The sequence below is a fragment of the Aquimixticola soesokkakensis genome (assembly GCF_900172375.1).
Taxonomy (GTDB): Bacteria; Pseudomonadota; Alphaproteobacteria; order Rhodobacterales; family Rhodobacteraceae; genus Aquimixticola; species Aquimixticola soesokkakensis.
In genome coordinates, this window is record NZ_FWFS01000001.1 from 371362 (window position 1) to 383903 (window position 12542).

Consider the following 12542-nt stretch of genomic DNA (forward strand, 5'->3'; position numbering starts at 1 on the left):
CGCGGTGTCGCGAACGAGTCCTAACTTCGCGGCACCAGCTTGACGGCCACCAGCACGAGCACGCAGACCACGGCCCAGCCGCCGGGGCGAAACATCAGCCAGATGCACAGGCCGATAAAGGCGCGCATGACGGCGCGCGGCAGGGCGGCGAGACCTGCCAAGCCAAACATGCTACAGCCGCTCCGGCAGGGTCAGCCCGCGCAGGATGTCGCTTGCGTCCATCGCCCGCTTGCCTTCGCGTTGGGCGCTCAACACGTCAACCGCGCCGTCGCCACACGCGATGGTAAAGCCCGACAAAACGGTGCCCGCAGGCGCGTCACCTTGCGCCAGTTTCGAGCGCATCAGCTTGATCCGCTCGCCCGCCACCTCGGTCCAGGCGCCGGGAAAGGGCGATAGACCCCGAATCTGGCGATCCACTACCGCGGCGGGCCGGGACCAGTCAATTTTCGCTTCTGCCTTGTCGATTTTCTTGGCGTAGGTCACCCCTGCCTCCGGCTGGGGGGCGGGGCGCAGCGTGTCGAGCGTAGCCAGCGCATCGACAATGGCCCGCGCGCCCAGATCCGACAACCGGTCGTGCAGGTCGGCGGTGGTTTCCAGCGGGTCGATGGGGGTTTCGCGGCGCAGCAGCACCGGCCCTGTGTCCAGTCCCGCGTCCATCTGCATGATGCAAACGCCGGTCTCGGCGTCACCGGCAAGGATCGCGCGGTGGATCGGCGCGGCCCCGCGCCAGCGCGGCAAAAGCGAGGCGTGAATGTTCAAACAGCCCTTGGCGGGCGCGTCCAGAACCGCCTGCGGCAGGATCAGCCCATAGGCGACGACCACCGCCACATCGGCGTTCAGCGCGGCAAATTCGGCCTGCGCGGCGTCGGATTTCAGCGAGACGGGATGGCGCACCGGCAAACCAAGCGCCTGCGCGCGGGCATGGACCGGCGTGGGACGTTCTTTCTTGCCGCGCCCTGCAGGGCGTGGGGGCTGGCAGTAAACGCAGGCGACCTCGTGGCCCGCCGCAACCAAAGCGTCGAGGACCGGCACGGAAAAATCCGGCGTGCCCATGAAAATGAGTCTCATTGCCGCTCTCCTGCTTGGCTGCGCCTCAGTTGATGCGCTTTTGCGCCTTCTTGATCAACATCTGCCGCTTTACGGGTTTGAGGTGATCGAAATACATTTTGCCGTTCAAATGGTCGATCTGGTGCTGCACCGAGGTCGCCCAAAGCCCGACAAAATCGCGCTCCTCGATCTCGCCCGCGGCGTTCAGGAACCGGACCGTGACAGCGCGGGGGCGCTCAATCTTGGCCGAGACGCCGACCAAATTAGGAGACGCTTCTTCGTGTTCGCGCAGCTTCACCGAGGCATGGAGCACCTCGGGATTGGCCATGCGCACGACCTGTCCGCGCTCGGTCGAGCAATCGACAACCGCCAGACGCAGGCTGACACCGATTTGCGGCGCGCCCATCCCGTAGCCGGGCATGGCCTCCATCGTGTCGATCATGTCCTGCCAAACCGCTTCCACCTCGGGGGTGATGGCGCTGACCTCTTTGGCGGGGGTGCGCAGCACGCGGTCGGGCCAAGGGATACATTTGCGCAGGCTCATCCGCGTGCCATTTCACGTTTCAGTTTGACCATTTTGCGGGTGATCATCTGTTTTTTCAACGGCTTGAGATAGTCTATAAACAGTGTCCCGTTGAGGTGGTCGATTTCGTGCTGCACACACGTGGCCCAAAGCGCGTCGAACTCTTCCTCATGCTCCTTGCCCGTCACATCCTGCCAGTGGACGCGCACCATTTTGGGGCGGGTCACTTCGGCGTATTGTTCGGGGATCGACAGACAGCCCTCCTCGTAGACATTGGTTTCGTCCGAGGACCAAGTCACTTGCGGGTTCACCAGAACCATCGGGGCGGGGGCCGCGTCGGGGTCTTTGTTCGCATCCATCACGATGATGCGCGAGGTGATGCCGATTTGTGGAGCGGCAAGGCCGATTCCCGGCGCGTCATACATGGTTTCGAGCATGTCATCGGCAAGCTTGCCCAGATCGCGGTCAAACTCCGCAATCGGTTTGCACAGCTTTTTCAAGCGCGGGTCGGGATGGATCAGGATCGGTCGCAATGTCATTCCCCTCATTTAGGCGATGGGGGGCGTTTTCGCAACGGGACAAACGCCGCTTCGCGATGCGGCTTGGGGGTTGCGCCTGCGGGCCAGCGGCGTAGCTTTGCGCAGCAAAACCGGAGAGAAGTCATGCCGAGCAACCAGCCCACATCGCCCTTTGATGATGTCATCCCACGCAGGGGAACCCATTCGGCAAAATGGGATATGATGGAGGCGATCTATGGCGTCTCTCCCGAGGAAGGCATCGCGATGTGGGTCGCGGATATGGATTTCCGCCCGCCTGCCTGTGTGCAGCAAGCCGTTGAAAACATGGCGGCCCACGGCGTTTACGGCTATTTTGGCGACGAGACCGCCTATCTTGACGCCATCCGCTGGTGGATGAAAAACCGCCACGGCTGGGAGGTCGCGCGCGGCGATATCTTTACCACCCACGGGCTGGTGAACGGCACGGCGATTTGTGTCGATGCCTTTACCAAGGAGGGCGACGGGGTGGTGTTGATGACCCCGGTCTATCACGCGTTTTCGCGGGTAATCAAAGCGGCCGGGCGGCAGGTGGTGGAATGCGAGCTTGCGTTGAAAAACGGTCGCTACGAACTGGATATTGCGGCTTGGGACGCGCAGATGGACGGGTCGCAAACCATGCTGATCCTCTGCTCGCCGCACAATCCCGGCGGGCGGGTCTGGCGCCGCGACGAGTTGGAAGAGGTCGCGGCCTTTGCCAAGCGCCACGATTTGTTTCTGGTCAGCGACGAGATCCATCATGATCTGGTGTTCGCGGGCGCGCATCACACGCCGATGGCGCTGATCGAGGGCATCGCGGATCGGCTGGTCATGATGACGGCGACCACGAAAACCTTCAACATTGCGGGCACACATTCGGGTAATGTGATCATCGCGGACCCGACGCTGCGCCAGCGTTTTGCGCAGCGCATGGCCGCGCTTGGACTTTCGCCCAACAGCTTTGGTCTGTTCATGGCCGAGGCCGCCTATAGTCCTGAAGGCGCGCAATGGGTCGATGAGCTGATGGCCTATTTAGCTGAAAACAAACGTATTTTCGAGGAGGGTCTTGCGCGTATTCCCGGCGTCAAAGTGATGCCTCTGGAGGCGACCTATCTGGCTTGGGTCGATTTTGCGGCGACGGGCATGACCTCTGGCGAGGTCGCGAAACGTATTCAGGAGGACGCCGGCATCGCGGCCAACCACGGGGCGACGTTTGGCAAGGGCGGCGAGAGCTTTATGCGGTTTAACCTTGCGACGCCGCGCAGCCTTGTGGAAGCGGCTGTCGCGCGGCTTCAAGCGGCCTTTGGCGACCTGCAGTAGAGACTAGGCGCGCGGCAGGAGCGCCAAGGGGGCGTTTTCGTCGCGCACAAAATCAAGCGGCGGGGCGTCGTGATGCGAGGTCCCGCGCTTGAAATCAAAGGACATTTCATCGCCGTCCTCGGTCGCCGCGATGATAAGCGCGCGAAACAGATGCCGCCCTCCGTCGTAGAGATCCACAAGCCCGCGCAGATGCGGTGCATCCTTGCGGTCCAGCGCGAAACCGTTGCCTGACAGCTTGAGCACCGGATAGGTTTCGCCACCAACCTTCACCCGCAGGCGCGACCGCTTTTTATGTGCTGTCTTGCGGGCCTGCGCGAGCCCCTCCACGATATTCTGTGGCAAAAAGTCTGTGGTCAGATCGTCGGTCATGGTCGGGCTCCGGTCTGGGTGCCCCAATAGGATGACGCCTTTCCCCTTAAGGTCAAGTTAACCTTGGTCGGATTGCGTCAAGAAAAGCGTCAGGTGTTGCGCTTGGCCGTCTGTACGATCACCTCGCCTTTGGACGCAGCACATGCGGCATGGCCGGATCATAAAGGGCGCTGTCTTTGAAATCGCTGACTTCGCCCAAAGCTGGCCCGACAAGAATCAGCGCGGTGCGGGTGATTTTATGCGCGCGGACCTTTTCGCGGATGTCCGAAAGCGTTCCCCGGATCAGCATCTGATCGGGCCAGCCGACGCGATAGGCGACGACGACGGGGCACTCGGCACCATAGGATGGGGCAAGCTGTCGCTCGATTTCGCGCAGGTTGCGCACCCCGAGGTGAATGGCCAGAGTCGCCCCCGTGCGCGCAAAGTTTTCCAGCGTCTCGCCCGCAGGCATCGAGGTGGACTTCATCGACACGCGGGTCAGAACGATCGACTGGGCCACTTCGGGGATGGTCAGCTCTTGCCCCAACGCCGCAGCAGCAGCGGCATAGGCGGGGACACCGGGAATGATTTCGTAATCGATACCATCCGCGCGCAGGCGGCGGATCTGTTCTGCGATTGCGCCGTAAAGCGAGGGATCGCCGGAATGAACGCGCGCGACATCTTGACCACGCTCATGTGCTGCTTTGATCTGGGCATGGGTTTCGTCAAGGTTCATCGGCGCGGTGTCCATGACAATCGCGCCTTCGGGGGCACCGGCCACGACCTGCTCGGGCACCAGTGACCCCGCAAAGAGACACACGGGGCAGGCCGCAATCAGGCGCTGCGCTTTGAGGGTCAACAATTCGGGATCGCCGGGGCCAGCGCCGATGAAATAGACGGTCATTGCGCCTTCTCCTTTGTAACGGGGGCGCTTGTGGGCGACCACCAGTCGAAACGGTCCTTGTCGACCAGATCACCATCAATGCGACGGGCATAGCCGCGCGGCGTGAACATGCGCGGGCCTTCGCCCAGACGCGCGATGCGCGAATTGGACGACCCCACCAGCACCACCGTCAGCATATCCACCTCGTCTACCTGCAGATCTTCGAGGCGGCGATAGCGGACGTTTTCCGTCGCACGGCCCAAATTGGTCGCCAGCATCACCGGCGTGTCTTTGGGGCGGTGCTCAAGCAGGATATCGCGGGCCTCGGCCAGCAGCGTGCGGCGGGTTTTCGACACCGGATTGTAAAAGGCGATGACGAAATCCCCCTCGGCGGCGGCTTTGAGACGGCGCACAATGTCCTCGCGCGGCGTCAGCAGATCCGACAGGGAAATCGCGCAGAAATCATGCCCCAGAGGCGCACCTGCGCGCGCCGCAGCCCCTTGCAGGGCCGACACGCCGGGGGAGCAGATCACCTCGATGCGATGGGCCGCGTCCGATACGCCATGCTCATCGGGGCCGCGATCCAGCAGTTCAAAGACCAGCGCGCCCATGGCGTAAATCCCCGCATCGCCCGAGCAGACCAGAGCGACATTTTTGCCCTTGGCGGCCTCCTCCAGCGCATAGCGGCAGCGGTCTTCTTCGCCACCTAGGGGAAAGTCGGAGCGGATTTTGCCCGCGGCGAGGGGGCCAAGCAGGTCAATATACAACCCGTAGCCCACCAGTTCATCGGCTTGGGCGACAAGTTGCGATACTTCGGGGGTGCGCCAGCTGGCCTGACCGGGTCCGATGCCGACAACCGACAAGCGGCCGCGCGCGCGGCCTTTGAGCTGCGTCAAGGGTGCATCAGCGCGGGTCAGCGCCACGGTCGTCGCCCCCGTTTTGACCTTTTCCACCGCCAGAGCGCCGCCTGCGGCCAAAGCCGCGCCTTCGGCCACGCCGTGACAGCCGACTTCGGCAAAGACCACCTCGGAGGGGCTCGCAAGTCTGGCGGCCTGTGTTTCCAATTGGGCGGCGGTAAAGAGGCGCAGCGGCACATCGAGTGCTTTTGCCAATTGGTTCATCGCAGGCTCGTCGCCCTTGAGATCAAGGGTGTTGAGGCTGGCAATCGCGCCGCGCGCGATTTTGTGGGTGGCCAGAACGGCGTCGAGATTGGCGGCCAGTTCAACCGGATCGGCGTTGCGCGCACAGCCCGCGCCCAGCGCGAAAACCTGCGGGTGATAGACCAGCCGTGTGGCGCTGCCTTGGACGGGTTCGGTGGTGACGACCAGCTCGACCTCTCCGCCCGTATCCTCAAGCCCAAAGATATTTTCGCCGCTGATGCGCACGCCCGCGCCGGCCAAAAGCGCGGCCATCGCCTCTTTCGCGTCCTCGGGGTTGGCAAGGCGATAGCCCGAAGGCGGTACGTCCAGCGCCGCGCCGATGGCCAGATCACCGGCAGTGGTGACAGCCGCTTTGGCCCCCAGCACTGCGGCAATGTCACGGGCCAGACGGTTCGCGCCGCGATGTCCGCCAAGCAGGGGAATGACGACCTCGCCATCGTCCGAGACCGACAGGACGGGCGGCTCGTGACGTTTGTCGGCCAAAAGCGGGGCCACGGCGCGGATCAGGATGCCAGAGGCGCAGACCCCGATGATCGGGACGCCCGCCGCAAACAGGTCCCGCGCATGCGCCAACGCATTGGCAAATTGCACCGGCGCATCGGTGCGCCCTGCGCGGCCATGCAGCTGCGCGCCCAAGGCATCGGCAATGCGCGCGGCAACAGGCTCGCCCGAGCGGTTAAGGCAGAGCACGACAGGGGTCACGGACAGGTCTACAGCCATGGATCGGCTCCTTTGACGATGAGGATCATGGAAAAATAAGGGGCGGTGTCGGGGGCCTTTGCGAGCGGCAAAACGACCTCGCCCGCGTTGGTTGCCCGCGCGATGTAATGGGCCTGCGCCGTGAGGCCGAGCGCGTCGATCACGGCGCGGATTTTGGGCAGGTGACGACCGACTTTCATGATCGCAACCGAGTCCGAGCCGCTGATCCGCGCGCGCAGTTCGCTGTCCGGCAGAGGGCCGGGAATCACGGTGAGCACTTCGTTGCGGGCCACCAGCGGCAAGGCCGCGGCAGCGGCGCAAGCGGTAATCGAGCTGACGCCGGGAATGATTTCAACGCGATAGTCGGCTTTGAGCCGTGCGAAAAGATACATGAAAGAGCCGTAGAAAAACGGATCGCCCTCACAGAGCACAACCACATCCTCTCCCGCATCCAAAGCGGCGCGGATCGCGGTGGCACCCAGATCATAGGCGGTCTGGGCAGGCGCGCGCTCGGGTGTCATCGGCACATCCATGACGATTTCGCGTGCCTGGGGCGCGATCAGACCGGCGGCAATGCTGCGCGCGAATGATGTGCCGCCCGCAAGCGTCGGATAGGCCACAACGCGCGCCGCCTGGATCAGCCGTGCGGCTTTCAGGGTTATGAGGTCGGGGTCGCCGGGACCAAGTCCGACGCCGTAAAGCGTGCCGCTCATCGTTTGGTCAGGCTCCATTGGGTCACGGTACGGCTGGCGCGCCAGCCGGTGAGGCGACCGATGGGTTCGGCGCGCTCGACGGACAGGCGACTGAGAGTGCCGCCGTATTTCTGGTGCAGCGTCAGCAGGGTGGCTTCGCCCTCGAGCGTCACGGTGTTGGCAACAAAGCGGCCCATCGGGCGCAGGCTGGCATGGGCGATGGCGAACGTGTCGAGCGTCAATCCCCCCCCGACAAAGACCGCATCCGGTGCGGGCAGCCCGTCCAGCGCATCGGGCGCAGTTTCGCCGCGAATGTCGAGGGTGGGCGTGCCAAGGGTCATGGCGTTGCGGGCGCAAAAGGCACGGCGATCCGCGCGCGGCTCGATGGCGATAGCGCGCGCGCCCGATGCGGCGCGCATCCATTCAATCGCCACCGATCCCGCACCCGCGCCGACATCCCAAAGCAATCCGCGCGGGACGGGCACCAATTTTGCCAGCGTGACGGCGCGGATTTCCTGTTTGGTCATCGTGCCATCGGAGGCATAGGCCGCATCGGGCAGCCCTGTGCGCGGCAGCAGGGCGGTGTCTTCGTCTGCGCGGCAGTCAATGGCGAGCGTGTTGAGCGCGGGTGAATCGCCAAATCCTTCGCGGGCTGTGGCAGTTTGGCGGGTTTCGGTCGCGCCCAGATTGCCCAAAACGGTAAGTCGTGACGCGCCGAACCCCGTGTCGCGCAACAAGGCCGCGATGCGGTCGGGCGTCTCGCCATCCGACGTCAGCACAAGCAACTTGGCGCCCTGGGTCACATGCGCGAGCACGGCTTCGCTGGCGCGCCCGTGGGCCGAGAGCGTCTCGCAGTGCTGCAAGGCCCAGCCCATGCGCGCGGCGGCCAGTTGGAAGGCCGACGGATGGGGATGCACGCAGGCCTCGCGCCCGAACTGCGCGGCGAGGGTCGCGCCCGCCGAAAACCACATCGGATCGCCCGAGACCAGCACCACGACGCGTTTGCCGCGATGGGCGGAAATCTGGTCGATCAGATGAGAAAACGGCGAGGGCCAGGGCAGTTTGCTCGCAGGGCTGTCGACGAGCGCCAGATGCCGCGCGCCGCCGACCAGCACCTGAGCGCTGCGCACCAGCGATGCCGCGGCCGGGGACAGCCCCGCGATTCCGTCCGCACCCAGACCGACGATGTTCAGCCAGACCTCGGACATCAGGGGTGCTCCTCGAGCTTTGCGAGGCGCGTATGGAAGGCTTCGATGTCGAAGGGTTTCCCCGCGCGCACCTCCTCGAGATAGCGAAGGGCGGCCTTGCGGGCGGGGGTTTGGACAACGGCGTCACGCGAGGCGTCGGCGGTAAAACGATCCCCGTGATCTGCGAAATTCGCCCGCGCCTGCGTCAGGGTTTGTTCGTTCTCGCTCATGGGCAGCAGATCGTCCGCATCGCCGTCATCCTGACCATCGTCGATCCACAGGCAAAGCGGGCAGGTTTCGTATTCCTCGCGCTCGGTGAGGGTGGGTTGCTGGCAGCAGGGGCAGAGGAACCAGCCGTCGATGTCCTTGGCGCCGGATAGGTCGCGGGCTTCCATTTTCGCAATCAGGGTGACGAACATATCGGAAATATTGGGTTTTTTGTCGCTCATTGCCGCCCCCCCGCGATTTCGGGCAGTCCCGCGGCAAGGGCATTTACAGCGGCAGAAGCGATAGCAGACCCGCCCCGCCGCCCTTTGAGGGCGATGAAATCGCAGCCGCGCGGGTTCGCGGCCAGTTCGGCTTTGGATTCCGCAGCCCCGACAAAGCCCACTGGAAATCCGAGGATCAACGCGGGCTTCGGCGCGCCTTGGTCGATCAACTCCAGAAGGTGGAACAGGGCGGTGGGGGCATTGCCGATGGCGACCACCGCGCCCTCAAGGTGGTCGGCCCAAAGCTCGACTGCTGCGGCCGAGCGCGTGTTGGCGATGGCGGTCGCGCGCGCGGGCACTGTGTCGTCATTGAGCGTCACGATGACCTCGTTGTTGCGCGGCAGGTAGCGGCGGATGATGCCCGCGCCAACCATTTCGCAGTCGCAAAGGACGGGCTTTCCCGCCAGCAATGCCGCATGGCCGCGCGCATAGGCCTCGGGCGAAAAGGCCAGACGATCGGCCACTTCGACCATGCCACAGGCGTGGATCAGACGGATCGCGAGGCTTTGCATCCCCGCGCCGAAGCGGTCCAGCCGCGCTTCTTTGCGCACAGTGGCAAAGCTTTGGGCGTAGATGGCTTTGGGGTCTTTTTCGTAGGGTCTCACGTTTGGCGGGCCTTTGCTCTTGCGGCTTTTGGGGGAGCCTCCGGCGGGGATATTTTTTGACAAAAAAAGCGGGGTCAGGAGGTGCTTTTGCGCGCGCTTTCAGGACCGAGCGGGTGTTTGGCGTGGGGGTATTGGGCATGAACATGGTCGTGTCCATGGTTGTGGCCATGATCATGCGCGTGGTCGTGGTCGTGGCTATGCGCGTGCTGGGGCTCAAGGCGGCACATGCCGGTGCAGAAAGTGTCGCACAGGGTGCAATCGGCCACATTTGATCCGGGTGCGCAGGCGCCCTGTCCTTCGACGTGGTGGTGGTGGCTTTCCTGAATGGCGCCGACTTCGGCCTCAAAGCCCAGCACCTGTGTGCGGTATTTGCACAGCACGCAGGTTGGCGGCGGCAGGGCGGAAAAGGCGGGGTGTTGGCGGTCTTTGGGTTGGATGTGGCGGTGTTCGCCGTCCTCGAGGGCCAGCACCTGTTCGCGATAGGCGCAGATGCCGCAGTTCGGGATCTGTGCGTCGCCCGCTTGTTCGGTGATGCGTTCGGCAAAGGTTTCGATCACCGACGGGTGGTCACGCAGGTAGCCTGCTTTGACGAATTGGATATCGGGGTGGTCGGCGGCGACCTGATCGGTAAAGCCGTAGATGCGGTCGATCAGAATGCCGGTGAACAGGAAGTAGGGAAAGACGATGACCCGCTTGTAGCCGAGTTTCGCGGTGTGTTGCAGGCAGGGTTCAACCAGCGGAAAGGTCACGCCGGAATAGCCGATTTCGCACCAGCCGAACCCGATTCCTTCCCAGAGCATCCGGGCGATTTTGGCGACATTGGCATTGGCATCGGGGTCGGAGGCGCCGCGTCCGATGACCACCAGCGCGGTGTCATGCAGCGGCAGCGCGCCGTGTTCGGCATTGGCCGCCGCCACGGCTTCGCGGATGCGTGCCGCTGCGGCTGCGATCATTTTCGGATCCACGCCCAATTCGCGGCCATAGGAAATGTCGATGCCGTGTTTGGCGGCGTAGGTGTTGAGGACGGTGGGAATGTCGTTTTTGGAGTGCATGGCCGCAAACAGCATTCCGGGCACCGCCAGAATCCGCGCGCAGCCGGCCTCGCGCAAGCGGTCCAACCCGTCGCGGATCACGGGGTTGGCGAATTCGAGGTAACCGTAGTCGACCACCCAGTCGGCGGGCAGATGGGCGGGGACTTTTTGTGCAAGCAGGGCAAATTCGTCAACCGCAGCCTGACTGCGCGAGCCGTGGCCGCAGATCATCACGCCCGTTTTCACAGATGTCGAAGTGCTCATATCCGGTCCCTTTCCGTGGCGCGCCGCAAGGACGCTGTGCATGAGAGGAAAGGCCAAAGCAACGCGCGGCAAGGCTGCCACGGGTGATTTGCAATGACGATGCAGTGTCGCGATCCCCTGTCTGGGTCGATCCCTTCTCTGCCAACCTTTCCGGCCCCTGAGGGCGTCGTCGCGGTTGGGTATAGGCGGGCGGCAGCGGTGAAGCAACGGCAAAGGCGGTGCGCGCGCGCGGCGGCATCGGGCCTTTGGTCGCAGGGCGGGACGGGGGTGCGACGGGCGCGCGGGGTGGATCTGTGCGCGACCGCGCAGGGGCTGCGCCCCGCTACGGATTGGCGCACAGGCAGGGGTGGACTAGGTCTGGGGTAGCAAATTTGGAGAGAGCACATGGGCCAATTGGTCGAGGGCGTCTGGAGCGACGCATGGTATGACACCAAGAGCAGCGGCGGCGCGTTCAAACGCTCCACCGCAGGGTTTCGCAACTGGGTGACGGCGGACGGCAGTGCCGGTCCGAGCGGTGAGGCCGGTTTCAAGGCCGAAAGCGGGCGCTATCACCTGTATGTGTCCTATGCCTGCCCTTGGGCGCATCGCACCTTGATCTTTCGCGCGATCAAGGGGTTGAACGACCATATCGACATTTCCGTGGTCCATCCTGACATGCTCAAGGAGGGCTGGGAATTTCGCACCGATTTCGACGGGGCAACCGGCGACACCCTGTTCGGTCTGCCCTATGCGCGCGATATTTACCTCAAGGCCGATCCGACAATTTCCGGCCGCGTGACGGTTCCGATCCTGTGGGACAAGCAGCGCGCCACCATCGTCTCCAACGAATCGTCCGAGATCATCCGCATGTTCAATTCGGCCTTTGACGGGATCACCGGCAATACGGAGGATTATTGGCCCCAAGAGCTGCGCGGCGAGATCGAAGAGGTCAATGCGCGCATCTATGACACGGTGAATAACGGTGTCTACAAAGCCGGTTTTGCCACGACGCAGGAGGCCTATGACACGGCGGTGCATCCGCTTTTTGACAGCCTTGAGTGGCTGGAAGAGCGGCTGTCCCAGAACCGCTATTTGATGGGAGACCGCCTGACCGAGGCCGATTGGCGTCTGGTGACCACGCTGTTTCGCTTTGATCTGGTCTATCACCAGCACTTCAAATGCAACCGCAAGCGGATCATCGACTACCCCAATCTTTGGGCCTACACGCGCGAACTGTACCAGATCGAGGGGGTTGCGCAGACTGTGCGCGCGGATCATTTCGTGCGCCACTATCACTACAGTCACGATACGATTAACCCCAACCGCATCATTCCGATCAACCCGATTATCGACTGGAATGAACCCCACGGGCGCGGCTGACGCAATTATGGGAAAGGTTAAACCTTGTTGCCGTGGTAGTGTACGATGGCGGCAAGGTCCTTTGGGGCGACCTGCGCTGGCAAAAACGCACAGGCATTGGCCATGTGTTGGAAAATCGAGCCATCCGAAAAGAACGACGTGTTGGTGACAAAGACAACTTTGGTGTCGGGGTGGCGGTAATTGGCGAAATCCGCGATGGCGATGGCGGCGCCTTCCTCAAGGTCGAGGTCGAGCACGATCATCCGAAAGGTGTGGGTTTGCAGCTTGGCGATGGCCTCGCTTTGGCTTGCCACCAGCGTTGTCGTCATCGACAGGCGTTCGAGGTGACGACTCCAGAGCATCCCGAGATCGGCATTGCTTTCGACAATCAGGACATCCAAGGGTTCTAAGGCCTCTTTCTGGC

At 63.3% G+C, this 12542-nt stretch carries 15 protein-coding genes; 2 read left to right on the top strand and 13 right to left on the bottom strand.

Going from position 1 to position 12542, the window contains the following annotated elements:
* Window positions 1-20 precede the first annotated feature (20 nt).
* From AQS8620_RS16990 to def (AQS8620_RS01785), 4 genes are read right to left on the bottom strand one after another with little or no spacing between them, the layout of a single operon-like run.
* Window positions 21-170 (bottom strand): hypothetical protein, encoded by a 150-nt coding sequence (locus tag AQS8620_RS16990; protein WP_159453182.1) that lies wholly within the window; start codon window positions 168-170, stop codon window positions 21-23.
* Window position 171: 1 nt separating this feature from the next.
* Entirely contained in the window at window positions 172-1068 is an 897-nt protein-coding gene (gene fmt / locus AQS8620_RS01775; RefSeq protein WP_085835096.1) for a methionyl-tRNA formyltransferase, read from the bottom strand.
* 25 nt (window positions 1069-1093) lie between these two features.
* A complete protein-coding gene (def, locus tag AQS8620_RS01780) occupies window positions 1094-1591 on the bottom strand; it encodes a peptide deformylase (RefSeq protein ID WP_085835097.1) in 498 nt (165 codons plus the stop codon).
* Complete coding sequence (gene def, locus AQS8620_RS01785) at window positions 1588-2109, bottom strand: peptide deformylase (RefSeq protein ID WP_085835098.1); 522 nt, start codon at window positions 2107-2109, stop codon at window positions 1588-1590. Before def (AQS8620_RS01785) ends, def (AQS8620_RS01780) begins: the two co-directional genes overlap by 4 nt.
* Before the next feature lie 123 nt (window positions 2110-2232).
* Here def (AQS8620_RS01785) and AQS8620_RS01790 point away from each other — a divergent pair, with 123 nt between their 5' ends.
* Window positions 2233-3423 carry a MalY/PatB family protein gene (locus tag AQS8620_RS01790; RefSeq protein WP_085835099.1) on the top strand — a complete coding sequence of 397 codons (1191 nt, stop codon included), beginning with the start codon at window positions 2233-2235 and terminating at the stop codon, window positions 3421-3423.
* 3 nt (window positions 3424-3426) lie between these two features.
* Here the strand turns inward: AQS8620_RS01790 and AQS8620_RS01795 are convergent, their stop codons facing one another.
* From AQS8620_RS01795 to AQS8620_RS01830, 8 genes are all read right to left on the bottom strand, one after another.
* Entirely contained in the window at window positions 3427-3792 is a 366-nt protein-coding gene (locus AQS8620_RS01795) for a hypothetical protein (RefSeq protein WP_085835100.1), read from the bottom strand.
* A 118-nt stretch (window positions 3793-3910) separates the two neighbouring features.
* Entirely contained in the window at window positions 3911-4675 is a 765-nt protein-coding gene (cobM, locus tag AQS8620_RS01800) for a precorrin-4 C(11)-methyltransferase (RefSeq protein WP_085835354.1), read from the bottom strand.
* On the bottom strand, window positions 4672-6522 hold the full coding sequence (gene cobJ, locus AQS8620_RS01805) for a precorrin-3B C(17)-methyltransferase (RefSeq protein WP_085835355.1): 1851 nt from the start codon (window positions 6520-6522) through the stop codon (window positions 4672-4674). The genes cobM and cobJ overlap by 4 nt, the downstream gene beginning before the upstream one ends.
* A gap of 2 nt (window positions 6523-6524) precedes the next feature.
* Window positions 6525-7226, bottom strand: a complete 702-nt coding sequence (gene cobI, locus AQS8620_RS01810; protein WP_085835101.1) for a precorrin-2 C(20)-methyltransferase — start codon at window positions 7224-7226, stop codon at window positions 6525-6527.
* A complete protein-coding gene (gene cbiE / locus AQS8620_RS01815) occupies window positions 7223-8413 on the bottom strand; it encodes a precorrin-6y C5,15-methyltransferase (decarboxylating) subunit CbiE (RefSeq protein ID WP_085835102.1) in 1191 nt (396 codons plus the stop codon). Before cbiE ends, cobI begins: the two co-directional genes overlap by 4 nt.
* Window positions 8413-8841 carry a CPCC family cysteine-rich protein gene (locus tag AQS8620_RS01820; protein WP_085835103.1) on the bottom strand — a complete coding sequence of 143 codons (429 nt, stop codon included), beginning with the start codon at window positions 8839-8841 and terminating at the stop codon, window positions 8413-8415. Before AQS8620_RS01820 ends, cbiE begins: the two co-directional genes overlap by 1 nt.
* On the bottom strand, window positions 8838-9485 hold the full coding sequence (locus AQS8620_RS01825; RefSeq protein WP_085835356.1) for a precorrin-8X methylmutase: 648 nt from the start codon (window positions 9483-9485) through the stop codon (window positions 8838-8840). Before AQS8620_RS01825 ends, AQS8620_RS01820 begins: the two co-directional genes overlap by 4 nt.
* A 74-nt stretch (window positions 9486-9559) precedes the next feature.
* Window positions 9560-10780 (bottom strand): sirohydrochlorin chelatase, encoded by a 1221-nt coding sequence (locus tag AQS8620_RS01830; RefSeq protein WP_085835357.1) that lies wholly within the window; start codon window positions 10778-10780, stop codon window positions 9560-9562.
* Window positions 10781-11164: 384 nt separating this feature from the next.
* Between AQS8620_RS01830 and AQS8620_RS01835 the strand changes: the two genes are divergently transcribed.
* Window positions 11165-12139, top strand: a complete 975-nt coding sequence (locus AQS8620_RS01835; protein ID WP_085835104.1) for a glutathione S-transferase family protein — start codon at window positions 11165-11167, stop codon at window positions 12137-12139.
* Window positions 12140-12156: 17 nt separating this feature from the next.
* Here AQS8620_RS01835 and AQS8620_RS01840 read toward each other — a convergent pair whose 3' ends face one another.
* Window positions 12157-12519, bottom strand: a complete 363-nt coding sequence (locus AQS8620_RS01840; RefSeq protein ID WP_085835105.1) for a response regulator — start codon at window positions 12517-12519, stop codon at window positions 12157-12159.
* Window positions 12520-12542 lie beyond the last annotated feature (23 nt).

Excerpts from the sequence above, each read along its gene's own strand:
- AQS8620_RS01830 (WP_085835357.1), bottom strand. The coding sequence starts at position 10,780 with ATGAGCACTTCGACATCTGTGAAAACGGGCGTGATGATCTGCGGCCAC.
- AQS8620_RS01790 (WP_085835099.1), top strand. The coding sequence starts at position 2,233 with ATGCCGAGCAACCAGCCCACATCGCCCTTTGATGATGTCATCCCACGC.
- AQS8620_RS16990 (WP_159453182.1), bottom strand. The coding sequence starts at position 170 with ATGTTTGGCTTGGCAGGTCTCGCCGCCCTGCCGCGCGCCGTCATGCGC.
- cbiE (WP_085835102.1), bottom strand. The coding sequence starts at position 8,413 with ATGTCCGAGGTCTGGCTGAACATCGTCGGTCTGGGTGCGGACGGAATC.
- fmt (WP_085835096.1), bottom strand. The coding sequence starts at position 1,068 with ATGAGACTCATTTTCATGGGCACGCCGGATTTTTCCGTGCCGGTCCTC.
- cobI (WP_085835101.1), bottom strand. The coding sequence starts at position 7,226 with ATGAGCGGCACGCTTTACGGCGTCGGACTTGGTCCCGGCGACCCCGAC.
- def (WP_085835097.1), bottom strand. The coding sequence starts at position 1,591 with ATGAGCCTGCGCAAATGTATCCCTTGGCCCGACCGCGTGCTGCGCACC.
- AQS8620_RS01820 (WP_085835103.1), bottom strand. The coding sequence starts at position 8,841 with ATGAGCGACAAAAAACCCAATATTTCCGATATGTTCGTCACCCTGATT.
- AQS8620_RS01835 (WP_085835104.1), top strand. The coding sequence starts at position 11,165 with ATGGGCCAATTGGTCGAGGGCGTCTGGAGCGACGCATGGTATGACACC.
- AQS8620_RS01795 (WP_085835100.1), bottom strand. The coding sequence starts at position 3,792 with ATGACCGACGATCTGACCACAGACTTTTTGCCACAGAATATCGTGGAG.
- cobM (WP_085835354.1), bottom strand. The coding sequence starts at position 4,675 with ATGACCGTCTATTTCATCGGCGCTGGCCCCGGCGATCCCGAATTGTTG.
- def (WP_085835098.1), bottom strand. The coding sequence starts at position 2,109 with ATGACATTGCGACCGATCCTGATCCATCCCGACCCGCGCTTGAAAAAG.